The following is a 21,378-nucleotide window of genomic DNA, read 5'->3' as shown; positions in this document are numbered from 1 at the left end:
CCGTGTGCGGGAGAACCGCATGCACGGTTCGAGGTGGCGGGAGCTGGAAACGGAGCCACGAACCTGGTCATGGTCACTGAGGTGGCACACCCGTCCGGGAAACCGGCGGAATCGAAGGCCTCAGGCCCTACTGCCAGGAGACACCACCGCGCCAGCTCCCGACCCTACAACCTGATGGTGCTGGTCAGCGTTGGTGTAAGGAGGGTAGGGCTCGCCGGTGCTGCATGAGCTGACCGCAGCCCGGCGGATCGGCATGATCGACGCTCTCAGCGGCGTCGGCATTCGGGAACCATGGCCCGCCGCCGGCACCGTGCCCGGCTACCTCGCTCGCCTGATCTTCAGGTTCAGGATGGCGGTGCCGTCGGTGATGTCCTCGACAGTCACCAATTGCTCGGCGAACCCAGGGGTACTAACCGGTGGTCCAAAGCACGATTCGATGATCCATGAACCGATGCTGCTGCCCTCGGAGAAGGCAACCGTGCAGCCCTTCTTGACGGTCACGCGCAGAGTACGCGTAGCGGAGGGTACGAATATCTCAACGCCGTCGGCCCCCACCTTCTTTATCCTGAAGGAACTGAAGTCGAGCCGAGCGTCGGACAACTTGATCGTGACCGGTTTGGACACGGCGATCTCACACTCACCGTCAGAACAGGCCTTGTAGTTCGTACCGTTCCGGGCGCTGGGCCGTGTCGGGGTCGGGGTCGGGGTCGGGACAGGCCCGGTCGCCGAACTGCTGGTCGGGGAACCGGTGCCACCGACCTGGGAGTTGCCGCAGCCCACCGAGACAACCGCCGTCAGGAACGCACATGCTGCGGCGGTTAGATGACGGAACGTCAGGGTTGTCATGCCGCCATGCTGCACCGATCTCACCGGGACCGGTCCCGAGAACCCACAACAGGTAACGAGTATGTGATATACGCCGAACCTGACCTACGGCTGTGCCCCTACCACGTTCGTCGAGGCGGTCGTGGTCGCGATCGGTCATCGCCGCACGGGCGTGGCCACCGCGATCATGCGGCGACTGCTCGGTGACGCTCGGTCCGCGGGATGCAACAAGGTCCAGCTCCTGTCCCACAAGCGCCATGCCGCCGATGGTGCCCACCGCCTCTACACCTCGCTGGGCTTCGAGCCGGAAGCGGAAGGGTTCCGGCTCTATCTCCAGGAGGTTCCCGCCGCCGTTCGGGCCGCCAGGGCGGCACAGCGCTGAGAACCGGTCTCCTGAGACCAGAAGGACCCTGGAGAGTCCCCGAGGTCCTGGTCGTACGGCAGGCATGTCATGCGGTGAGCGCGTCACCGATTCGCTTGTTCGCCGCGTCCTTCTGACCGTCGGGGCACTTGACGCGGACCCGCAGCAGGACGTCCACGCTGTGCCCGGCCCGCTACGCCACGTCAGGAGCCGAGACGCCGGCGTTGAGCCAGAGGGGGACCGTGGCCGTCACCGGTGCATCCATCTACTGCTGAACAGCGTTCTGTACTGCGACGGCACATGACGTGGCAAGAGGCTCGCTCCATGGCTGTCGGCGGCAGCCACTACCATCCGGGCCGATGCTGTATTTCGAAGGAGTTGCCCGTGGGTGCCAAGGACTGGATGTTGATCTATTCCGATGGTGACATCCGATCGATCCTGCAGTCCGCGCCTTCCATCGACAGGGAGGCGACGAGAACTCTGGTCAGACGGCTCTACCCCGATCACCGAATTACCGAGATCCAGGACGGCACCCTGTCCGAGCAGGCCAACCCGCCGGACCGCCACGTCTACGCGGGCTGCTTTCCAGGGCTCACCGTGGTGTGCACCGGTGACGTCGCGCTGGACAGGCCCTCCGAACTGGGCCGGAAGTTCCTCGATGAGGCGGCGGGCCGGACCGTCTGTCTGCACGCGATGCACAGCGCGGTGGATTGGTTCGCCTACGCGGTCTGGGACGGTGACGGCGGCCTACGGCGCGCGCTCAGTCTGGCTCCCGACCACGGTGTCATGGAGAACGTCGGCGTTCCCCTGGTCTTCGAAGCGCCGTACTGGGCCGGCGATCGACCGGTCGACAGCGACGGCGAGGCGCCCTACCCGTTGGCGTTTCATCCGTTGGAACTCGCCGAGGACGCGCTACGCGCCCTCTTCGGCTTCAACTACGAAGGTCTCTGCTTCGATGACGACCCGGATCTCGAAGACATCGTGCTCGCCGGCTTCGTCGTACATCCCGTGCTCGACAACTGAAGTCGTGGCCTGCCATGCCACCGGAGAATGATCGGGTAACGCGGTCTTCTGCCGTGAGGCGTGAGCGTCGCCTGGTTCGGAACGGTCGGAACCGTCAATCACGCCCTGGGACTCGACGCCGGGCGCCATAGAACATCACCGGATCATTCTTGTGCCGGTGCGCCGAGCGAACTGGCCGGTCGGGAACTTCATGATTGTTAAGGCACGTCAGGTGAGTAGGCTGACTGCGGTTGCCCGTCACCGAGAAGGAGCCGCCGATGACCACCGACCCGACGATGGCCCGGATCGGCCAGGGGGTGGACCTGCATCACCGTCAGGGGCGGCGTGACGTCGCTCGCGACGTGTTCGCGCGGATCTGGGATGACATCGGCGGCGAGCAAGGCGACCCGCTGCATGTCTGCGTCCTCGCCCACTCGATGGCCGATGTCCAGGACGACGTGAACGAGGAGCTGATGTGGGACCTGCGAGCGCTCGCCGCCGTCGACCTGGTCACCGATGAGCAGGTGGCGCGGGCCGGGGTGCCGCTCTCGGTGGCCGGCCTGTATCCGTCGCTGCACCTGAACGTGAGCGACTGTTACCGCAAGCTGGGCGATCTCGACCGCGCCCGAGAGCACCTGCGGCAGGCGCGAGCCGGGATCGGCGCACTGGGGGACGACGAGTACGGAAAGCTCATCAAGGGCGGCCTGGAGCAGATAGCCGAACAGCTGGATGACGCCGTCTGACCGCGTCCCGGCGATTCACGGTGACTCCGATCCCGGTTCGGCGACCGCGTTTCTTTCGATTCGGTACCGGTTGCTCCGTTTTCAATGATTGTGAATGTACGGACTATCGTAAGATCGCCCTTCGTGTTGACTTTCACCGAGCTTCTCGCAGGCGTTTTTGGCATCGGGGCGCTCGCTCTCGTCGGCGGCGGATTCCAGGCCGGAGGCAACGAACAATGGCGTCACCTCGGTGGTCCGTTCACCATGGCCCTTGTGGGGGTCGGCTTCATGCTTTCCGTCGGTGTCGTCGCGCTCGCCGAGCTGTCGGATCTGGAGCAACTGCCTCCGACGAGGGCGCTTCGGCTCTGGGTCGAGCGTGAGGAGCCGGCGCCGGGGACGTAGGCGACCGAGGTGGGACCGATCTTTCCGTCTGTCCCATCCGGCAGAACCCGGCGGGGCCGTTCGCGCGTCGATCAGCCCTCGAACGACACGGTGGCCGACCGGTACCGGGTCCCGCCGTTCTCGTCCCCTGTGGCGGGTACGACCGGTCAGGACCTTGCCGTGATCGGCCTGCCGGTCGTCGCCGGGGGCCGAAGGTCAGTCGTCGTGGGTGAGGAGGTCGCCCGGCTGGCACCGGAGCTCGCGGCAGATCGCGCTCAGCGTGGAGAAGCGGATCGCCCTTGCTCTGCCGTTCTTGAGGATGGACAGGTTGACGATCGTCACCCCGACCCGGTCCGCCAGTTCGGTGAGCGTCATCCCTCGCTCCTGGAGCAACCGGTCCAGATGCGTTCGGATGTGATGATCCGTGTCCGGAGACATGTCAGACGAGCCCTCTCACGTCCTCACGCAGGCGGGTTCCCTTCCTGAAGATCGCCCCCAGTGCGGCCAGGAGGAGAGCGAACCCGAGGGGAGCGGGAGCGAACGGCCAGTCGGTGTCGATCATCCCCTCGGCCGGAGTGCCGTCGACGGTGATCACCGCCACCCAGGTCCTGAGCGGCTCGGCGATCAGGCCGTATCCCGCGACGCAACCCGCCATGGTGAAGATGCGACGGGCGTTGCGCGGCACGAAGGGGTCACCCGCCCTCAGGGTGCGGGCGACCCGCCACAGGAGAAAGGTGATGACGGCGGTCAGCAGCGTCACCACCACCGACGGCATGTGCAGGAGAAGAACCTGCGACCTCTCCGCACGGTCGAGCAGGACGTGGGCGCTGTGGTCCAGTCCGATCCTCAGTGGCCCGACCTGCCGAGGTGCGGTGAAGGGCCACTCCACCAGTTGGGGGATCTGCATCGAGGCGGGGCCGTGGAAGATCCCCGCGGCCATTCCCAGCGCGCCGATCGAAGCGATGACGGCGATCGCGAATGCCAGGTAGATCAGATTTTCGAAGATCGCCCACCAGGCGCGGGCGGTCCGGACCCGCAATGACGTCGACACCGCGAGACCTCCGTCCTCGATTGTCGATATTAACGATAAACGATAAACCGTGCCGACCGAAGGGCTCATGGGGAATTCGCTTCCTCCGTGTTCCGCGGCCGGGCGGCAGGACCGGGGGCTCGACGGTCGCCGCGCATTTCGGCGGTGAGCCGCGGGCCACGGTGACCGTCTCCCGAAAGTGCCGGTTGCCCGGCCCGGAACGCCGCCGGCAGGATCTCGCCATGCCCGCCTTCTCCGCACGTGACGGAAACGACCTCGCCTACCACGCGTTCGGTGAGGGCGCCCCGGTGATCTGCCTGCCGGGCGGCCCGATGCAGGACTCGGCCTACCTCGGTGACCTCGGTGGCCTGTCGGCGCACCGCCGGCTGGTCATGGTGGACCCTCGGGGCACCGGCGGGTCCGCGGTACCGGCCGACGCCGCCTCCTACCGCTGTGACCGGCTGGTCGACGATGTCGAGGCACTGCGTGAGCACCTCGATCTCGACCGGCTGGACCTGCTCGCGCACTCCGCCGGCGCGAACCTCGCGGCGCTGTACGTGGCCCGCCACCCGGAACGCGTCGGCAGGCTCGCTCTGATCACGCCGAGCACCCGGGCCGTCGGCATCGATGCCACGGGGGAGAGCCGGCTCGCGGTCGCGAGGCTCCGCGAGGACGAGCCCTGGTTCGACGCGGCCTTCGCCGCTCTTGAGGCCGTCGTGGCAGGCAACGCCACCGGCGCCGGCCGGGCGGCCGTCGACCCCTTCTTCTACGGCCGATGGGACGCGGCGGCACGGGCTCATCAGGCGGCCCAGGACGCACACCGGAACACCGAGGCCGCGGCCGCCTTCGGCGCCGAGGGCGCCTTCGACCCGCGGGCCACTCGCGCGGCACTGGCCGCGTTCACCGCGCCGGTTCTGCTGCTCGCCGGAGAGGTCGACCTGAACACGCCCCCGGACGTCGCGGCCGAGTTCGCCGAGCTGCTCCCGAACGCCACGTTCGTCGTCCAGCCGGGAGCGGGCCACTTTCCATGGCTCGACGACGCCGACCGGTTCGTGGCGACGACCGCGGCGTTCCTGGGATGAACAACGGCGTCGCACGAGGCGCCGGTACCGGTCGTCCGTCTCGTTCACGCGTCGTCCTCGCTCGGCCTCCGGAACGCCCGAGGGATTTCGCATTCCTGCGTGTCCGCGAGCGACCGCGCGATTTCAGGCCTGTACGACCCGCGCTTCGCATTCCGGCCCCGCCGAGCCGCTGAAATCGCTCGGCCCGTGAACAGGCGTCGCCGTTTTCGGCCGATGCGATCAGGAGCCGGGCGGGACCGATACACGGCGTCGACGCGAATCGCGACCGCCCGGCGTCCCGGCGACCGTGACAGGAGTCCGCGTCAGTCGTGGTCGGTGCACGTCGCGTACCAGTCGCCGGTCACGTGGCTGTACGAGGACACGCCGAGGTCCTCCACGCGTCCGTCCGGGACATGGGCGAATCCGCACGTGACGAGCATCCCGCCCGAACCGGCGACACCAAGACGCGTGACCCCCTTCCAGCGCTGCGCCTTCTCGATGGTGAACAGGCCGGCACGCTCCTGCCCGGACGACCAGCGTTCCCGTTCGGGGAGCGACCGCGCGTAGCCGGTGAGAGCGGGCTCGGAGATCAGGAAGGCCGTCCGCATCGGAAGCTCGGAGCTCACCAGGGCGAATGTGAGTGTCCCGATGAGCGGCGTCGCGACGATCCAGGGGCTGCGCCTGTGGTGGCTGTCCCGGGCGATGAGGAGGGAGAGCCAGATGAGGCCGGCCAGGAGCCAGGCGGGAACGGCGAGGAGAGCCAGGAGGTGATTGCCGCCGGGATACGCCGACGCGAGGAGCGTCAGGACGGCACTCGCGGTGGCGGGGCCGAGGAAGAACGCCGATCGCCGCCACCGGCTCGCATTCGGTGCCCGACGCCGGAGATTCGCGACGGAGGAAACGGCCATGCGAAGAACCCTAACGGGTGGGAAGGGCGACGCCCGGAATACCTGCCGATCGGGTCATGCAGTGGAATGCAGTGGAATGCGCTGTCCTAGGCTTGGCGCATGCCGGAATTCGAGATCGTCACGCATGTCATGGCGCCGCCGGAACGGGTCTTCGACATCTCGCTGGACGTGGACGTCCACCTGGCGTCGATGGCGGGGTCCTCCGAGAAGGCGGTCGGCGGTGTGACGGGCGGCGGCATGGGGCTCGGCGACACCGTCACGTGGCGGGCTCGGCACTTCGGCGTTCGCTGGCGGATGACGTCCACGATCAGCGCTTACGACCGCCCCGGCCGTTTCGTCGACGAGCAGGTGTCGGGTCCCTTCGAACGCTGGTACCACGCCCACTTCTTCCGGCCTGACGGACACGGGGGCACGGTGATGCGCGACGTCGTCGAATTCGCCGCGCCTTTCGGCCCTTTCGGGAGAATCGCCGAGACATCGGTTCTCCGTCGTTACATGCCCAGGTTGATCGAGGCTCGGAACCGGTACGTCAAGCAGGTCGCCGAGACCACGTTCACGGCGGAGTGAGGATTTCCCCGGACCGCCCGAACGGGCGAGCGCGAACCAGGCGGACGCGTCCGGACGCCCCGGCGGCCGGGCAGCGGCGGCGCGAGCCCCGAGTCGCCGAGCGCCCACCCGCCGGAGCGCGGCGCCTCCTGTGACGATGCCGCGCTCGACCGGATCGTGCTGCGCCAGGCGCCGGCCGGGCTGACGCCCGAGCAGCGCGCCGTGATCGTGCTGCGCTTCCGGGAGGACCTCACCGAGACGCAGACGGCCGAGATGCCCGGCCGCTCGGTGGGCAACGTCAAGAGCCGGGCCCACCACGCGCCGGCCCGGGACGCGTCAGGAGAGGGCGCGGAGTCGGCCGGAGGGGCGGCTCCGGAGGCGATCGATGTTCCGGGCCGTCTCCTCGTCCGCGGGCAGGAGGACGAGGAGCTGCTGCGCGTCCGTGGAGAGTTCGAGCGTCTCGCGGAGCAGCCGGAGCTCGTGCCCGGACGGGTGGTTGATCCGCAGGACGCCGCGCCGGGGGACCACGTGACGGTTCAGGCGCCGGGTGAAGTCGGGGCCGGCGACGGGCGCGAGTTCCGCGGTGAACCACTCGGAGTTCTCGACGGACGGTGCGAGCCACAGGTCGAAGGCCTGCTCGTCCGCGACGTCGTCCCAGTCGGCGAAGAACGTGCGGGCACCGGGGTCGGTGAAGACGTGGCGGGTGAGGTTCGGCGTGTCGCCCTCGAGCAACCCGGTGCCGTCCATGAGCATCTCGTAGCCGCTGGTGCGGGCGAGGATGTCGCCCAGCCGGTTCGTCACCACCGCGATGCCCGGTTCGAGGAGGCGGAGTGTCTCCATGACCGACGGCCGGACGTCACGGTGGGGGGCCGCCGGTCGCTCGTGGGCGGAACACTCGCCACCGGTGATCTTCGCGACGTACCGCAGGTGGTCGCGCTCGGAGGGGGAGAGGCTGAGCGCGTCGGCGAGCGCGTTGATCACGGCGGTCGAGGGGTTGCGGTCACGGCCCTGCTCGATACGGGTCAGGTACTCGACGCTGATGCCGGCCCGCGCGGCCAGGTCCGAGCGCCGCAGGCCGGGCGACCTGCGGCGGCCGTGGTCCGGCAGCCCCAGCGAGTCCGGCTGGATGCTGTCGCGCCTGGCGCGGATGAAGTCACCCAATGGCGTACCCATGCCGCGAGCATACGGCGCCCTGCCCCGGCGGAGGAGCGCCGTGGGTGGCCCTGCGGGGGCCAGCCTGAGCACGGTCTGGCCGTGACCACGACGGTGGCCCGATCGTGGTGGGCATGGATGACAGGTACAAATTGGTGATCATCACTGGAAGCGTCCGGGAAGGACGGTTCGGCCCGACGGTGAGCTCGTGGGTCGCCGGCCAGGCCCGGACCCACGGCGGGTTCGACGTGGACGTCGTCGACCTGGCGGGGATCGACATCCCGCTGGCACTGCCCGAGGTGCCGCCGAAGTTCGCCGGGGAGGACTACCCGCGCCCGGCCGGGATGGCGGCGCTCACCTCGGCGCTGGACGGCGCCGACGCGTTCGTCGTGGTCACGCCGGAGTACAACCACAGCTATCCCGCCTCGTTGAAGGCGGCCGTCGACTGGCACTTCACCCACTGGACGGCCAAGCCGGTCGCCTTCGTCAGCTACGGCGGCGCGGCGGGCGGCAGGCACGCCGTGCTGCACCTGGAGAACGTGCTGACGGAACTGCACGCGGTGACGATCCGTGACGGCCTGGCCTTCCCGAACTACTTCACGGAGTGGCGGGACGGCCACCCGCTCGACCCCGAGGCCCCCGGGTACGCCAAGACGCTGCTCGACCAGCTGGCCTGGTGGGCGGGCGCGCTCAGGTCGGCGAGGGAGGCCGCCCCCTACCCGGCGTGAGCGTCCGGGCCGGCGGCTCGGGCCCCGGCCCGGAGGCCGTACGGCCTCCGGATCACGGTCAGGGGGCCGTACGACGCCGCATATTTGACCGTTCGGTCTTGTATGGCTAGGGTTCCCGGTGTGGCGAGAACCAAGGAGTTCGATCCGGACGCGGTCCTGCAGAAGGCGCTGGAGCTGTTCTGGGAGCGGGGGTACGAGGCGACGTCCATGGCCGACCTGGTCGAGCACCTGGGCATCGCCCGGGCGAGCGTCTACGCCACCTTCGGCGGCAAGCACGACCTCTACGTGAAGGCGCTGGAGAGGTACCTGCAGACCAGGGATCCCCGGGTCGTCGAGATGCTCTCCCAGCCGGGGCCGGCGCTCCCGGCCGTGCGGGCGCTGGTCGAGGCGTACGCCGAGGAGTCCCTGCGTGACGAGCGCAGGCGTGGCTGCATGGTCGTCAACGCGGCCGTGGAGGTCATGTCGCGCGATCCGCTGGCGGCTCGCCGGGTCGAGGCGAGCTGGGACAACCTGGAGACCGCGCTGACCTCGGCGCTGACCCGGGCCCGCGCGCAGGGCGAGATCCCGGACGACAGGGATCCGCGCGCCCTGGCCCGTTTCCTGCTGGTCGTGATGCAGGGCATGCGCGTCCTCGGCCGTGCCCACCCCGATCCCGGCAGGCTGCGCGACGCCACCGCGCAGGCGCTGGCCGCGCTGGACTGAGGAAGTGATCGTCGTGACGGATGGCGCTTCCGTGTGCCCGGAAAACAGAACGATCGGTCCAGAAAGGCGTGTGGCGCGGACGGCGTTCGCGCTGCTGGGGGCCGCGCAGGTCACGCTCATCGCGACGATCACGGTCATCACCGTCGCGCTGCCCGCCGTCCAGCGGGATCTGCGGGGGGACGACGCCGACCTGGTGCTGGTCACCTCCGCCTACGGCCTGTCGTTCGGGGGGCTGCTGCTGCTCGGCGGGCGGCTGGCGGACCTCCTCGGCCCCAGGAGGGTGTTCGTCACCGGCATGGCCGTCTTCGGTCTCGCCTCGGCGGCGGCCGGCCTCGCCCCCCGGACGGACGCGCTGGTGATCGCCCGGTTCGCCGAGGGCGCCGGCGCGGCGCTGGCGGCGCCGGCGGCGATGGCGCTGCTGGGCGTCGTGTTCCCCGACCCGCGCCGCCGGACGCGGGCGACGGCGTTGTGGGGCGTGCTGAGCAGCACCGGTGCGACCGCGGGGATCGTGCTGTCCGGCGTGGTGACCACCTGGGTGCCGTGGCGATGGGTGTTCCTGGCGCCGGTCGTGGTGTCGGCCGTCGCGGTGACCGTCCTGCCGGGGCTCGTTCCCGCCGATCCTCCGCCGCGCGGGGGCCGGATCGACTGGCCGGGTGCCGTGCTGGTGACCGCCGGGCTGACCGCGCTGACCTACGGGGCCGAGCGCTCCGGCTGGACGGTCCTCGCCGGGGTCGCGCTGCTCGTGCTCTTCGCCCTGACCCAGTGGCGCTCCCCGGCCCCGCTGACGCCGCTGCCGTTCCTGCGCGGGCGTGCCCTTCCGCTGACCGCCGTGACGCTCTGCGCCGGGGCGATGGCCGGCGGGTTCTTCCTGCTGTCCCTGTACCTGCAGCAGGTCCGCGGCCTGTCGCCGCTGTGGACGTCGGCCGCGTTCCTGCTGTCCGCCCCGGCCGTCCTCGTGTCCGGCCCCCTGGCCGGGCGGCTCGTCCCCCGCCTGGGGACCCGTCGTGTCCTGGCGATCGGCACGGCCGTCGCGGCCGCCGGCCTGCTGCTGCTCGGCCTCCTCGACGCGCCCTACGCCGGCCTGGTCGTCTTCCCCTGCGGGACGGGGATGACGTTCTCCGCCGCCGCGCTCGCCGTCATGGGTGACACGCGGGCGGACGAGGCAGGGCTGGCCGGCGGGCTGCTGAACACCGCGATGGAGATCGGCCCTCCCCTGGGCCTCGCGGCGCTGGTCCTGCTGGCCGGCGCCCACCCGGACCCCCCGTCGAGCGGCCACGCCTTCGCGCTGCGGAGCGCCGCCGCCGCTCTCGTCATCACCGCTCTGTTCGCGGCGTTCCCGCGCCGTGGCGGACGAACGAAGGAGAAGAAGCGATGAACGCACGTTTCACCGGCAAGGTGGCTCTCGTCACCGGCGGAGGCTCGGGCATCGGCCGGGCCACCGCGCTCGCCTTCGCCCGGGAGGGCGCCACCGTGGTGGTCGCCGGACGCGGCGCCGCGGCGCTCGAGGAGACCGCGAAGCTGATCGAGCACGAGGGGGGCAGGGCCGACGCGGTGACCGCCGACGTCTCCTCCTCCGCGGACGTCGCCCGGCTCGTCGCGACCACGGTGGAGCGCCACGGTGGCCTGCACGTCGCGTTCAACAACGCGGGAGTCGTCGAGGGCGGCATGCTCGCGGACATGGACGAGGACGCCTGGGACCGCCAGCTGGCCGTGAACCTGACCGGCGTCTTCCTCAGCATGAAGTACGAGATCGCCCACATGCTCGGCAACGGCGGCGGCGTGATCGTCAACACCTCCTCCAACCTGGGCGCCCACCTGAGGCTGCCGTTCCTCGGCGCCTACGCGGCGTCCAAGGCGGCCGTGAGCGCGCTGAGCCGGACGGCCGCGAGGGAGTACATCGGGCGGGGCATCCGCGTCAACGCGATCAGCCCGGGTCCGGTCGACACCTCGATGTCCCTGCGGCCGGGCGAGACCGAGGCCGACCGGGCCGAGCGGCTGAAGGACGCGCTGCCGATCGGCAGGGTCGGGACGCTCGACGAGGCGGCCTCCGCCGTGCTCTGGCTCGCGGCGCCGGAGTCGGGATTCGCGGTCGGCCACGACCTGGTCCTCGACGGGGGCGCCACCGCCTGATCGGCGGGAGGGGCGCCGGGCCCGGCGCGGGGGCGGGGGCGGGGGCGGGGTTGCATCCTGTACCGGGGTACGGGCTTACCGTCGGGGTGTGGGGCCGCTCGCGCCAGGAGGCGGGCGCCCGTGGCACGGGGAGGGCTCATGGAGTGGGTTCCGGCCGGATGCACGCTCCCGACCGGGGAGCGGCCGTTGCGGATCGCGGAGTTCGACGAGCTGTTCGCCTCGGCGCTGCGCGGGATGGAACGCGTGGAGGCGACCCGGCTGCGGCTCACGCTGGGGGGCGGGGCCCGGGTGGAGGAGAGCGTACGGGACCTGACGGCCCGGGAGACGAGCTGCTGCTCGTTCCTCACCTTCGTCCTCACCCCGGGCGACGGGGGAGTGACCGTGGACGTCGAGGTCCCGGCGGCGCACAGCGGGGTGCTCGACGCGCTGATGGCCCGGGCGGCGGGCGTGGCCCCGTGGGCCGCGCCGTGAACGGGGAGTGGCTGCGTACCGGGGAGGTCGCCGCGGCGGCGGGGGTCAACGCCCAGACGCTGCGCTACTACCACCGGCGAGGCCTGCTGCGGGAGCCGCCGCGCAGCGACGGCGGGCATCGGCTCTACCCGCCGCGGACCGTGACGGTCCTTCGGATGATCAAGGCGGCGCAGCGGCTGGGCTTCACCCTGGAGGAGGTGGCCGACCTGGTCGAGGCGACCGCGCACCGACGAGGCGGACCGGACGGCGGTCTGCGGGTACGGGTGGAGGCCAAGCTCGACGAGGTGGAGCGGAGGATCGCGGACCTGCGGACCGTCCGCGAGACGCTGGTCCGGGCGGTGGACGCCGGGTGCGAGGACCTGGAGGCGTGCGCGGTGAACCCGGGCTGCCCGCTGCCGTTCCCGGGCCCGGCGGACCCGCCGCCGTTCGCGGCCCGCCGAGATGTGTGAAATGATCTTCATGGCGTTCTTCCGGTCGTGCCGGGCCTCTCGAGCGGTTCCCGCGTGGGGGGCGACCGGGGACGCCGAAGGGTCCCGGATCTCGTCCGGGGCCCTTCTCTCGTGACGTGGCGGGACGTCCTGGACCGGCACGGCCTGCGACGCCCCCGAGATCCCTCCCGGTCCTCCGGGGCGTTCCGGGTTCTCAGGGGTCTCCCGGGTCCTCGAGGATCATGGCGGCGAGCCGGGCGGCGCGGGTGGTGAGGTGGTCCCGCTCGGGGATGCTCGTCGTGCGGCTCGCCGCGACGCGGTACTCCTCGACGGCCGCGTGCCGGTCCCCGGCCATCTCCAGCAGGTGGGCCCGCGCCGTGTGGAGGCGGTGGTGGCCGGCCAGGCGGGCGTCGGCCTCCAGCGCCCCGAGCATGCCCAGGCCCGTCTCGGCGCCGTGCGCCATGGCGGCGGCGACGGCGCGGTTGAGCGACACCATGGGATTGCCGGAGGACATGCGCTCCAGCAGGCCGTACAGCGCGAGGATCTGTGGCCAGTCGGTCTCGGCGGCCGTGGCCGCCTCGTCGTGGAGCGCGGCTATCGCCGCCTGGAGCTGGTAGGGGCCGACCGCGCCGTGGACCAGGGTCGCGGTGATGAGCGCGACGCCCTCGGCGACGGCCGCGCCGTCCCACAGGCTCCGGTCCTGCTCGGCCAGCGGGACGGGGGAGCCGTCCCGGGCGGTACGCGCGGGGCGCCGGGCGTCGGTCAGCAGCATCAGCGCGAGCAGCCCGGCCACCTCGCGCTCGTCGGGAAGCAGGTCGTGGACCGTCCTGGTCAGCCGGATCGCCTCGCGGGCCAGCTCCACGCGCTGCAGGTCGGGGCCGGCGCTGCCGGCGTACCCCTCGTTGAAGACGAGGTAGAGCACGTGCAGCACCGAGGCGAGCCGCCCGGCCCGTTCCCCGGGCAGGGGCGGGCGGAAGGGAAGGCCGGAGGTCCTGATGCGCTGCTTGGCCCGGCTGATCCGCTGCGCCATGGTCGCCTCGGGCACCAGGAACGCCCTGGCGATCTCGGCCGTGGTCAGGCCGCCCACGGACCGCAGGGTGAGGGCGATCGCCGAGGCCGGGGTCAGCGCGGGGTGGCAGCACAGGAAGAGCGTGGTGAGCGTGTCGTCCCGGTCGGCCGCGAGCTCGTCGTCCGCGGCCGGCGCCGTCCGCCGGTCCGCGGGTGCCTGCGCGGTCACCCGTTCCTCCCGGCGGCGGCGCGCCTGCTCGTTGCGGATCCGCTCGGTCATCCGGCGGGAGGCGACCTGGACGAGCCAGCCGCGGGGGTTGCCGGGCACGCCCTCGGCGGGCCACTGGGCCACCGCGTCCAGGAGCGCCTCCTGGACCGCGTCCTCGGCGGCGGCGAAGTCGCCGAAACGCCGGGTGAGCACGCCGACGACCTGCGGCACCAGCGGGCGCAGCAGGTCGTCGAGGAGAGGTCCGGCCAACGGTCAGAGCTCCTCGGGCGGGCCCGCCGACATCACCTGGCGCACCTCGATCGGCATGTTCAGCGGCCTGCCGCCGGGACCGGGGGCGGCCGAGACGTACGCGGCGAACTCGACCGCCCGCTCGGGGCCCTCGCAGTCGATGATCCAGTAACCGACCAGGAACTCCTTCGTCTCCGGGAACGGGCCGTCGGTGACCACGGGGGCGCCGCCCTCGCCGGCCCGTACGATCTTCGCCTGGTCCGGGGCCGCCAGGCCCTGCGCGTCCACCAGTTCCCCGGCGGCGACGAGCTTCTCGCTCGTCTCCCGCATGAACGCGATGTGGGCCGTGACGTCCTCCACCGGCCAGGTGCCGATCGCCGGGAAGCCGGCCTCGGCGTTGAACTGCATCAGCACCATGTACTTCATGGGTTCGCTCCTCGTCTCCGGACGCCTGTCCCGGCGCCCTCACCCATGGGTAGAAGCCGGCAACCCCGTTCTCGACGTCCCTCCGGGTGATCCGGGAGAAAATTTCCCGCGGCGGGGACGGGCCGGTCGGGCGGGGGCGTCACGGCACCGGGACGCGGAGCGCCAGGATGGCCATGTCGTCCGTCATGTACCCCCGGCTGTACCCCAGGGCGGCGTCGCCGATCCGCCGCACGGTGCCGTCCGCGTCGAGGTCCCGGCAGGCCGACAGCAGCGAGATCAGGCGCTCGTCCCCGAACAGGTCCTGCTCCCCGGGCGGGTGCGCCTCGGTGACGCCGTCGCTGTAGAGCAGCAGCGTGTCCCCGGGCCGCAGGTCGAAGCGCGCGTTCTCCAGGCCTGTCTCCTCCAGGACGCCGAGGACGACGCCGCGCGTCCGCAGCGCCTCCACGGTGCCGTCGGCCCGCCGCAGCAGGGCGGAGGGGTGCCCGGCGGTGGAGAGCATCCCGGTGAACCCGTCCCCGTCCGGACGGAAGATCGCGCAGACCGCCGTCAGGAACCGCCCGTCCTTGACCCGCTGGGCCAGCAGGGCGCTGTTGAGCTGTTCCAGCACCTTGCTGGGCGAGACGTGGCGGGGCGCGTCGGCCCGCATCGTGTACCGGGCCAGGGCGGTGATCTGCGCGGCCTCCACGCCGTGCCCGCAGACGTCGCCCAGGATCGCGCACCAGCGCGAGCCGCTCGCCAGGAACAGGTCGTAGAAGTCGCCGGTCACGTTCACCCCGCCGGCGGCCGGGATGTAGGTGGCGGCGGCCTCCAGGCCGGGGACCGTCGGCATCATCGGCGGCAGCAGGCTCTCCTGAAGGGTCCGGGCCAGCTCCTCCGACACCCTGCCCGCGGCCTGCAGTTCGGCCACCTGGCGTTCGGAGCGGGCCAGCGCGTCCCGGAGCATGATCTCCCCCGACACGGCGCGCGCCAGGGTGGACAGGGTCTGCGCGTCCATGTCCGACCAGGCGCGCGGGGTCTCGTCCACCACGCAGAGCCCGCCCAGGACCTCGCCGTCGGGGCCGTGGATGGGATACCCGGCCCAGGCGCCGATCTCCAGCCGCTCCACCGCCGCCAGGCAGCCCAGGCGGGGGTCCGCGGCGACGTCCCCGGCGAGCAGGGGCTCGTTCGTGGCGATCAGGACGTGACAGGGGCTCTCCCACACCGGGCTCTGCCGCTCGGACACCGAGAGCTCCCCCATGCCGATCGCGCTCTTCCAGTACGACCGCCGGTCGTCCACCAGCGTGACGAACGCCCGCCGCGTCCCGGTCACCCGGGCGGCCAGCAGGGCGAGATCGTCGAACGACGGCTCGGGTTCGGTGTCCAGCAGGCCGGTGGCCCGTACCGCCGACAGGCGCTTGGGATCGAGCACCGCCGACGGGATCTCAAAGCCCATGTGCGCAACCGCCCTCTCCCCGGCCCGCCGCCCGGCGGGCGCCGCCGCGCCGGAAGGCTCCCGGGACCGGTCCGGGGCCGGTGATCGTGTCCGTCGGAACAGGGCGGGCCACCGCACGGCCGGTCCGTGCCCCGGTGGCCCGGAGGCGATGCTGCCCCGCCGGTCGCGGATCACACGGTCCCGCGGTGCATCGTACGGTGCCGTCGCGGCCCGTTCCCGGTTCGCCTCGCAGACGCTTTTTCGTACGGGGCCGGGAAGTGGTTGCCGCGGGCCCGTCCCGGACGACGGCGGGCGGCGCGCCCGATCGGCCCCGGCCCGGTACGGCGGGGTCCCTCACCTGCTGAGCGCGGCCCACAGGGTGCCGAACTCCTCGGGGGTCAGGGCGTTCAGCCCGAAGTCGTCGGGGTAGATCGGGCCCTCGGCCAGGAAGCCGTGCTCGTCCTCGATGCGCTTCCACGAGTACGTGCGGGCGAGACCGTCGGAACCCAGCTCGGCGTGCCTCACCGGCCAGTACTCCCCGCCGTCGTCGAGGACGGTCTCGAACAGCCACACGTGGCCGTCGTCGTCCACGCCGTGCCAGTACAGGTGCGGCCGGTCGCTCTCGTCGAGCGCGCGGATCGCTTCTCTGCGACGGTCCTGCAGCATCGTGCTCCTCGGTGTTCCGCAAATCCGACTGAAGGACCATGGGCTGATCTTTGCCGGGCCGCGCGTCCCCGGTCCGGCCGAGGCGGAGATCGACGGCCACGCGGTGGATCTCGGGTACCCCCGGCGGCGGGCGGTGGCGGCCGGGCCCGTGGCGGCGGACGGACCCGTGGTCCCCGCCGATCGTTTCATCGATGACCCGTGGTGTGGACGAACCCCGCCCGGGCGACGGCCGCCCCCCGGGTCCGCGTCTCCGGCCTCCGGCGGGTGCCCCACCCCGGGAGGCGGCTCCCGAGGTGGTCGTCCGGGGGGCGCCGGGGTGGTCGCCGGGCGGGGCGCCACGCGGGGCGGGCGGGTGCGGCACCGCCGACGAGGCCGGGGTCGACGGGGGATCTCACGGGGATCTCACGGGGGGACGTGAGGTGATCCGGGTGGTCCTCGATTGATTTCGCATCCCGCTCCGGAGCCGTGTATGGTTACACCTGTCCGCAAGCGAGAGCGACACGGACAGGCCCCTTTAGCTCAGTCGGCAGAGCGTCTCCATGGTAAGGAGAAGGTCTACGGTTCGATTCCGTAAAGGGGCTCGACAGCCTAGAAGCCCTGACCTTTCGGTTGGGGCTTTCGGCTTGACCGGCCATAAAGGCAGGTCAGAAAATACTCAAGGTTCCGACACGCTGACGGGCATACTGGGGTCACCCAGAAGAGATCGCCCCGACCTGCACAAGTACGCAGGCACTCGACGGGTCGGGTATCCTTGCGGGGTCGGTCGATTTTGTCGGCCTCAAGGCGGAGTAGCTCAGCCAGGCAGAGCAAACGGCTCATAATCGTTGTGTCGCCGGTTCAAGTCCGGCCTCCGCTACTACCCACCGGGGTCTCCTCCCATCGGAGGAGACTGCCGTGGGTTGTCCAATGTCTCGAACGTAGAAAGGCACTCCCAAGTGGCTGCCACCGACGTTAGGCCCAAGATCACGCTGGCCTGCCAGGAGTGCAAGCACCGCAACTACATCACGCGGAAGAACCGGCGCAACGACCCGGATCGGCTTGAGCTGAAGAAGTACTGCCCGAACTGCAAGGCGCACCAGGCGCACCGCGAGACCCGCTAGTCGCTGCCCCTCGCGAAGCCTCCCGCCTCACGGCGGGAGATGAAGTGCCTCGTCGGCACGCACATACTCCACGAAAACCGGCGTCCTCAGACGGGGCGCCGGTTTGTCGTGTTCGTACAGGTTTTTCGCGGGGACGTTGGCCTCGATGGAGGACCGGGGCCGGGGCCGGGCGGGCTACGGTTTCCGGGTGGCCCCATCCGGTTTCCCGGTGGCCTCGTCCGGGCCGCGTCCTGGATGCTCGTCCTGTCACTGTCAGCTCGACCCCCCGGTGCCGGCCGCGCCGTGCCGGTACCCGCAAAGGAGCACGATGGCTCTGAACCGCGACTTCGTCGGGCGGGCGTCCGCGCCCTCCGCCCCGTACGAGGTCAGCCGTGTGAAGATCAAGGAGTTCGCGGCGGCGATCGGCGACGACAACCCGGTCTACCGGGACCGGGAGGCCGCCCGGGCGGCGGGCCACCCCGACGTGATCGCTCCGCCGACCTTCCCCATCGTGTTCAGCCTGTCCGGGGGGTCGATCCTGACCGACCCCGAGCTCGGCCTGAACCTGGCCATGGTGGTCCACGGCGAGCAGCGCTTCGAGTACCGGCGGCCGATCAGGGCCGGGGACGAGCTGGTCAGCGTCTCCATGGTGACCGACATCCGCGTCGTCGGGCGGAACGAGCTGATCACCGTCAGGAGCGACGTCACCACCGTCGAGGGCGAGGACGTGTGCGTCGCCTACAACACCATCGTCGAGCGCGGAGGGGCGAGCTGATATGGCCGCGACGGTCAGGTACGACGAGGTCGAGACGGGGCAGCAGATCCCGTCCGCCGACTACCCGGTGCGCCGGGCCAACCTGGTGATGTACGCCGGAGCCTCCGGCGACTTCAACCCCATCCACTGGAACGAGCGCTTCGCCAAGACCGTCGGGCTGCCCGACGTGATCGCCCACGGCATGTTCACCATGGCCCAGGGCGGCCGGTTCGTCACCGACTGGGCGGGCGACCCGGGCGCGGTCGTCGACTACGGGGTGCGGTTCTCCTCCATGGTCGTCGTCCCCGACGACGACCGGGGCGCGGTGATCACCGTGAGCGGGATCATCGAGGAGAAGCTGGAGGACAAGCGCGTGGTGGTCGCCCTGACCGCCAGGTCCAACGACTCACGGGTGCTGTCCAAGGCCCGCGCGGTGGTCCAGCTCTCCTAGCGTCCGGCGGCGGCGACGGGGCGGCCGGAAGCCGGCCGGTGAGCGGCCGGCGGGGCCGGGGCGGCCGGCAGCAGTCGGGGGCGGGGCCGAATCATCTCCCGGTCCACGGGTAGCGTCCGTGCATGAGCGAAGCACCGACCTTCGAAGTGTGGCCCACGGTAGCGTCCCTGCCCCGCGAGGGTGGCCGTACGGCCCGGGCGGCCTCGCCCTCCGCGGGCGACGCCCTCGCCCCCACCGCCCAGGGTGACCACGACGCCGGGCGGACCACCGTCCCGCCGATCGTCGCGGACACCGGCGACGACGCGCGCCCCGCCGGCCCCGATTCCCCGCGCCGCGCCGATCCCGATCCCGCGCGCCGCGGTGACGACGACTCCGATCCCGCGCGCCGCGCGGACGCCGACGACGCCGGTGGACGGGAGCGGGACGCCGACCCGGGCCGGGTCGCCGAGGCCTCCCGGTCGGACCGTCACGCCGGCGGCCTCGACGAGCTGGACGCCAACCGGGTCGCCGAGACCGAGGCGGCTCCCCGGCAGACGCCCGAGGGGTCCGAGCTGGCCGGCCGGTCGGAGGATCTCGACGGCCATCCCGAGCGGATGGTCTCCTCCCAGTTGCTGTGGGACGGCAGTCTGTCGGTCTCCCGGATGGACGAGAGCATCGTCCCCCCGGCCGGGGTCGAGGAGGCGAGCGCGCCGCGCGCGACGGTGACCGTCGCGCTGCTGGTCGACGGCCGGCCCGACGACCTGCGTGAGTGCGTACGTGCCCTGGTGGCCCGTACCGAGGCCGGGATCCTCGCTCTCGACCTGGGAGACGTGGACGGCGCCGGGGCGGTCCTGCACGAGCTGGCGGAGGAGTTCCCCCGGCGGGTGGAGGCCTGGCACGTGGCCGAGCTCCCGCACTGGCGGGGCGGTTCCGCCGGGTGGGGGGAGAGCCGTGACGCGCTGTTGCGCCTGGACGACTCGGACGTGCACGTCGTCATGGACACCTCCGTGATGCCGGACGGCGACGTCGTGACGCCGCTGCTCAAGGCCCTGGAGGACGAGGGCGTGACCGCGGTGGGCTGGGAGGGCGTGGCCTTCCACGAAGGCGGCCACGGATGGTCGGACGCGGAGCCCGGCGAGGTGCGGGGGCTGTCCGGCCGCCTGCTGGCGGTCAGGCGCGAGGCCGCGCTGGCCGCGGGCGGGTTCCCCCCGGAGGCCCGCTACCACGGTGACGCCGGGCTGGAGTTCTCGCTGAGGCTGCCGGGCACCCTCGTCGCCCTCGGCAAGGACCTCCCCGTCCACCGGGAGCGGGACCACGAGGACGACGGCGTCGATCCCGCCTACCGGGAGAGGGAGTCCGGTCAGACCCGTGACCGGGTGCTGAAGCTGCTGAGCTCCCCGTAGGCTGGTCGCGGATGTCGGCCGGGGCGGGGAGCACATGACGGAGCGGGTGCCGGAGTCGGTGACGGGGTCGGTGACGGGGTCGGTCCCCGGGGCGGTGGAGGGATCCGTCCCGGGGTCGCCGGCGGCGGCACGGACGGGGCCGGTCACGCGGGACGCGGCGGCGGAGCGGGTGCCCGGGGAGCCGCTGGCGCCGTACACCACACTGGGGCTGGGCGGGCCGGCGAGGACGTTCGTGCGCGCCGGGTCCGCCGAGGAGATCGTCGAGCTGGTGGCGGCGGCGGACCGGGCGGGCGAGCCGGTGCTCGTGCTCGGCGGCGGCAGCAACCTGGTCGTCTCGGACGAGGGCTTCGACGGCCTGGTGGTACGCGTCGACTCCCGCGGTGTCCGCGACGAGGGGGACCTGCTCACCGCGCAGGCCGGCGAGGACTGGGACGCCCTGGTCGAGCGCGTGGTGGCCGAGGGGCGTACGGGCCTGGAGTGCCTGTCCGGCATCCCGGGCCTGGTCGGGTCCACGCCGATCCAGAACGTCGGTGCCTACGGTCAGGACGTCTCCCAGACGATCACCGGGGTCCGGGTCTACGACCGCCGGGACGGCCGGGTGCGGGAGCTGACCGCCCCGGAGTGCGGGTTCGCCTACCGGCACAGCGCGTTCAAGGAGGAACCCGGACGCCACGTCGTGCTCGCGGTCACCTACCGGCTGGCCGGGGAGGGGCTCTCCGGCCCGATCGCCTATCGCGAGCTGGCCTCCCGGCTGGGCGTCGCCCTGGGCGACCGGGTGCCGCCCGCCGAGGCCCGCGCCGCCGTGCTGGAGCTGCGGCGGGGCAAGGGGATGGTGCTGGACCCGGCGGACCCGGACACCCGCAGCGCCGGATCGTTCTTCACCAACCCCGTGCTGACCGCGCCGCAGGCCGCCGAGCTGGAGCTGCGGGCCCCGGGCTTCCCGCGCTGGGACATGCCGGAGGGGGCCGTCAAGGTCCCGGCCGCGTGGTTGATCGAGAACGCGGGGTTCCCCAAGGGCTACCGGCGAGGTCCGGCGCGCATCTCCACCAAGCACACCCTTGCGCTGACAAATCCAGAAATGTCGGCATCGACCGAGCAGCTTCTCGGCCTGGCCAGGGAGGTCCGGGACGGCGTCCTGGAGAAGTTCGGCGTCACCCTCGTCAACGAGCCCGTGATGATCGGCACCCGGCTCTGAGCACCGACCGGCGAGGGCGGGGACGGGCACGGGCACCGGACGAGGCACCGGACGAGGCACCGGACGAGGCACCGGACGAGGCACCGGACGAGGCACCGGACG

27 protein-coding genes, 2 tRNA genes and 1 pseudogene are annotated in these 21,378 nt (G+C 71.7%); 21 read left to right on the top strand and 9 right to left on the bottom strand.

The window, feature by feature from the left end:
- The first annotated feature begins 217 nt into the window (after positions 1–217).
- Entirely contained in the window at positions 218–661 is a 444-nt protein-coding gene (locus AB0G16_RS29255; RefSeq protein WP_362811884.1) for a hypothetical protein, read from the top strand.
- Here the strand turns inward: AB0G16_RS29255 and AB0G16_RS29250 are convergent.
- Entirely contained in the window at positions 644–808 is a 165-nt protein-coding gene (locus tag AB0G16_RS29250) for a hypothetical protein (protein ID WP_362811881.1), read from the bottom strand. The genes AB0G16_RS29255 and AB0G16_RS29250 overlap by 18 nt on opposite strands.
- Positions 809–925: 117 nt before the next feature.
- Between AB0G16_RS29250 and AB0G16_RS29245 the strand changes: the two genes are divergently transcribed.
- The 4 genes from AB0G16_RS29245 to AB0G16_RS29230 all read left to right on the top strand — a co-directional run bounded on the left by AB0G16_RS29245 (position 926) and on the right by AB0G16_RS29230 (position 3,312).
- Positions 926–1,207 (top strand): GNAT family N-acetyltransferase, encoded by a 282-nt coding sequence (locus tag AB0G16_RS29245; protein ID WP_362811888.1) that lies wholly within the window; start codon positions 926–928, stop codon positions 1,205–1,207.
- Positions 1,208–1,570: 363 nt separating this feature from the next.
- Positions 1,571–2,209, top strand: coding sequence for a hypothetical protein (locus AB0G16_RS29240; RefSeq protein ID WP_362811878.1), 639 nt, complete (start codon positions 1,571–1,573; stop codon positions 2,207–2,209).
- A gap of 257 nt (positions 2,210–2,466) precedes the next feature.
- The gene (locus tag AB0G16_RS29235; RefSeq protein WP_362811875.1) at positions 2,467–2,931 is read left to right on the top strand and encodes a hypothetical protein; all 465 of its coding nucleotides are present in this window, start codon (positions 2,467–2,469) and stop codon (positions 2,929–2,931) included.
- A gap of 123 nt (positions 2,932–3,054) precedes the next feature.
- Positions 3,055–3,312 (top strand): hypothetical protein, encoded by a 258-nt coding sequence (locus AB0G16_RS29230; RefSeq protein ID WP_362811872.1) that lies wholly within the window; start codon positions 3,055–3,057, stop codon positions 3,310–3,312.
- Positions 3,313–3,507: 195 nt separating this feature from the next.
- Here the strand turns inward: AB0G16_RS29230 and AB0G16_RS29225 are convergent, their stop codons facing one another.
- Together AB0G16_RS29225 and AB0G16_RS29220 are read right to left on the bottom strand one after the other, a co-directional pair.
- Positions 3,508–3,729 carry a helix-turn-helix transcriptional regulator gene (locus AB0G16_RS29225; RefSeq protein ID WP_362811869.1) on the bottom strand — a complete coding sequence of 74 codons (222 nt, stop codon included), beginning with the start codon at positions 3,727–3,729 and terminating at the stop codon, positions 3,508–3,510.
- A gap of 1 nt (position 3,730) precedes the next feature.
- Positions 3,731–4,342 carry a DUF2975 domain-containing protein gene (locus AB0G16_RS29220; protein WP_362811866.1) on the bottom strand — a complete coding sequence of 204 codons (612 nt, stop codon included), beginning with the start codon at positions 4,340–4,342 and terminating at the stop codon, positions 3,731–3,733.
- A gap of 221 nt (positions 4,343–4,563) precedes the next feature.
- On the opposite strand from AB0G16_RS29220, the gene AB0G16_RS29215 reads away from it, so the two are divergent.
- A complete protein-coding gene (locus AB0G16_RS29215) occupies positions 4,564–5,403 on the top strand; it encodes an alpha/beta hydrolase (protein ID WP_362811864.1) in 840 nt (279 codons plus the stop codon).
- 302 nt (positions 5,404–5,705) lie between these two features.
- Here the strand turns inward: AB0G16_RS29215 and AB0G16_RS29210 are convergent, their stop codons facing one another.
- A complete protein-coding gene (locus AB0G16_RS29210) occupies positions 5,706–6,290 on the bottom strand; it encodes a hypothetical protein (RefSeq protein ID WP_362811861.1) in 585 nt (194 codons plus the stop codon).
- Between the two features lie 99 nt (positions 6,291–6,389).
- On the opposite strand from AB0G16_RS29210, the gene AB0G16_RS29205 reads away from it, so the two are divergent.
- The gene (locus tag AB0G16_RS29205) at positions 6,390–6,857 is read left to right on the top strand and encodes an SRPBCC family protein (RefSeq protein ID WP_362811859.1); all 468 of its coding nucleotides are present in this window, start codon (positions 6,390–6,392) and stop codon (positions 6,855–6,857) included.
- Positions 6,858–7,013: 156 nt separating this feature from the next.
- Positions 7,014–7,145, top strand: a pseudogene (locus AB0G16_RS29200) (sigma factor-like helix-turn-helix DNA-binding protein); the annotation flags it as partial.
- Positions 7,146–7,172: 27 nt separating this feature from the next.
- Here the strand turns inward: AB0G16_RS29200 and AB0G16_RS29195 are convergent.
- Positions 7,173–8,009: a helix-turn-helix transcriptional regulator gene (locus tag AB0G16_RS29195; protein WP_362811856.1), complete on the bottom strand. Its 837-nt coding sequence runs from the start codon at positions 8,007–8,009 to the stop codon at positions 7,173–7,175.
- Between the two features lie 113 nt (positions 8,010–8,122).
- Here AB0G16_RS29195 and AB0G16_RS29190 point away from each other — a divergent pair, with 113 nt between their 5' ends.
- The 6 genes from AB0G16_RS29190 (at position 8,123) to AB0G16_RS29165 (ending at position 12,468) form a co-directional block, all read left to right on the top strand.
- The gene (locus AB0G16_RS29190) at positions 8,123–8,716 is read left to right on the top strand and encodes an NAD(P)H-dependent oxidoreductase (protein WP_362811853.1); all 594 of its coding nucleotides are present in this window, start codon (positions 8,123–8,125) and stop codon (positions 8,714–8,716) included.
- A gap of 120 nt (positions 8,717–8,836) precedes the next feature.
- A complete protein-coding gene (locus AB0G16_RS29185) occupies positions 8,837–9,418 on the top strand; it encodes a TetR/AcrR family transcriptional regulator (protein ID WP_362811849.1) in 582 nt (193 codons plus the stop codon).
- Positions 9,419–9,488: 70 nt separating this feature from the next.
- Positions 9,489–10,793, top strand: a complete 1,305-nt coding sequence (locus AB0G16_RS29180) for an MFS transporter (RefSeq protein ID WP_362811846.1) — start codon at positions 9,489–9,491, stop codon at positions 10,791–10,793.
- Entirely contained in the window at positions 10,790–11,548 is a 759-nt protein-coding gene (locus AB0G16_RS29175; protein WP_362811843.1) for a glucose 1-dehydrogenase, read from the top strand. The genes AB0G16_RS29180 and AB0G16_RS29175 overlap by 4 nt, the downstream gene beginning before the upstream one ends.
- Positions 11,549–11,686: 138 nt before the next feature.
- Complete coding sequence (locus AB0G16_RS29170) at positions 11,687–12,019, top strand: hypothetical protein (protein WP_362811840.1); 333 nt, start codon at positions 11,687–11,689, stop codon at positions 12,017–12,019.
- Entirely contained in the window at positions 12,004–12,468 is a 465-nt protein-coding gene (locus tag AB0G16_RS29165; protein WP_362811837.1) for a MerR family transcriptional regulator, read from the top strand. Before AB0G16_RS29170 ends, AB0G16_RS29165 begins: the two co-directional genes overlap by 16 nt.
- 193 nt (positions 12,469–12,661) lie before the next feature.
- Here the strand turns inward: AB0G16_RS29165 and AB0G16_RS29160 are convergent, their stop codons facing one another.
- From AB0G16_RS29160 to AB0G16_RS29145, 4 genes are all read right to left on the bottom strand, one after another.
- The gene (locus tag AB0G16_RS29160; RefSeq protein ID WP_362811834.1) at positions 12,662–13,933 is read right to left on the bottom strand and encodes a sigma-70 family RNA polymerase sigma factor; all 1,272 of its coding nucleotides are present in this window, start codon (positions 13,931–13,933) and stop codon (positions 12,662–12,664) included.
- Between the two features lie 3 nt (positions 13,934–13,936).
- Positions 13,937–14,338, bottom strand: a complete 402-nt coding sequence (locus tag AB0G16_RS29155) for a YciI family protein (RefSeq protein WP_362811831.1) — start codon at positions 14,336–14,338, stop codon at positions 13,937–13,939.
- Between the two features lie 139 nt (positions 14,339–14,477).
- Positions 14,478–15,770, bottom strand: coding sequence for a GAF domain-containing SpoIIE family protein phosphatase (locus AB0G16_RS29150; protein WP_362811829.1), 1,293 nt, complete (start codon positions 15,768–15,770; stop codon positions 14,478–14,480).
- A 333-nt stretch (positions 15,771–16,103) separates the two neighbouring features.
- Positions 16,104–16,415, bottom strand: coding sequence for a hypothetical protein (locus AB0G16_RS29145; RefSeq protein WP_362811826.1), 312 nt, complete (start codon positions 16,413–16,415; stop codon positions 16,104–16,106).
- 508 nt (positions 16,416–16,923) lie between these two features.
- Between AB0G16_RS29145 and AB0G16_RS29140 the strand changes: the two genes are divergently transcribed.
- The 7 genes from AB0G16_RS29140 to AB0G16_RS29110 all read left to right on the top strand — a co-directional run bounded on the left by AB0G16_RS29140 (position 16,924) and on the right by AB0G16_RS29110 (position 21,276).
- A tRNA-Thr gene (locus AB0G16_RS29140) sits at positions 16,924–16,996 on the top strand.
- A 201-nt stretch (positions 16,997–17,197) separates the two neighbouring features.
- Positions 17,198–17,271: transfer RNA gene (locus tag AB0G16_RS29135), tRNA-Met, on the top strand.
- A 79-nt stretch (positions 17,272–17,350) separates the two neighbouring features.
- Positions 17,351–17,515, top strand: coding sequence for a 50S ribosomal protein L33 (gene rpmG, locus AB0G16_RS29130; protein WP_350957462.1), 165 nt, complete (start codon positions 17,351–17,353; stop codon positions 17,513–17,515).
- A 307-nt stretch (positions 17,516–17,822) separates the two neighbouring features.
- On the top strand, positions 17,823–18,269 hold the full coding sequence (locus tag AB0G16_RS29125; RefSeq protein ID WP_362811822.1) for a MaoC family dehydratase N-terminal domain-containing protein: 447 nt from the start codon (positions 17,823–17,825) through the stop codon (positions 18,267–18,269).
- Between the two features lies 1 nt (position 18,270).
- A complete protein-coding gene (locus AB0G16_RS29120) occupies positions 18,271–18,699 on the top strand; it encodes a MaoC family dehydratase (RefSeq protein WP_362811819.1) in 429 nt (142 codons plus the stop codon).
- Positions 18,700–18,821: 122 nt separating this feature from the next.
- Positions 18,822–20,081: a hypothetical protein gene (locus AB0G16_RS29115; protein ID WP_362811816.1), complete on the top strand. Its 1,260-nt coding sequence runs from the start codon at positions 18,822–18,824 to the stop codon at positions 20,079–20,081.
- 34 nt (positions 20,082–20,115) lie between these two features.
- Entirely contained in the window at positions 20,116–21,276 is a 1,161-nt protein-coding gene (locus tag AB0G16_RS29110) for a UDP-N-acetylmuramate dehydrogenase (RefSeq protein WP_362811813.1), read from the top strand.
- The last annotated feature ends 102 nt before the right edge of the window (positions 21,277–21,378 follow it).

The organism is Streptosporangium sp. NPDC023615 (assembly GCF_040640155.1).
Lineage (GTDB): Bacteria > Actinomycetota > Actinomycetes > Streptosporangiales > Streptosporangiaceae > Streptosporangium.
Note: the sequence above shows the minus strand (reverse complement) of the source record. Positions and strands in the feature narration are given on the sequence as shown.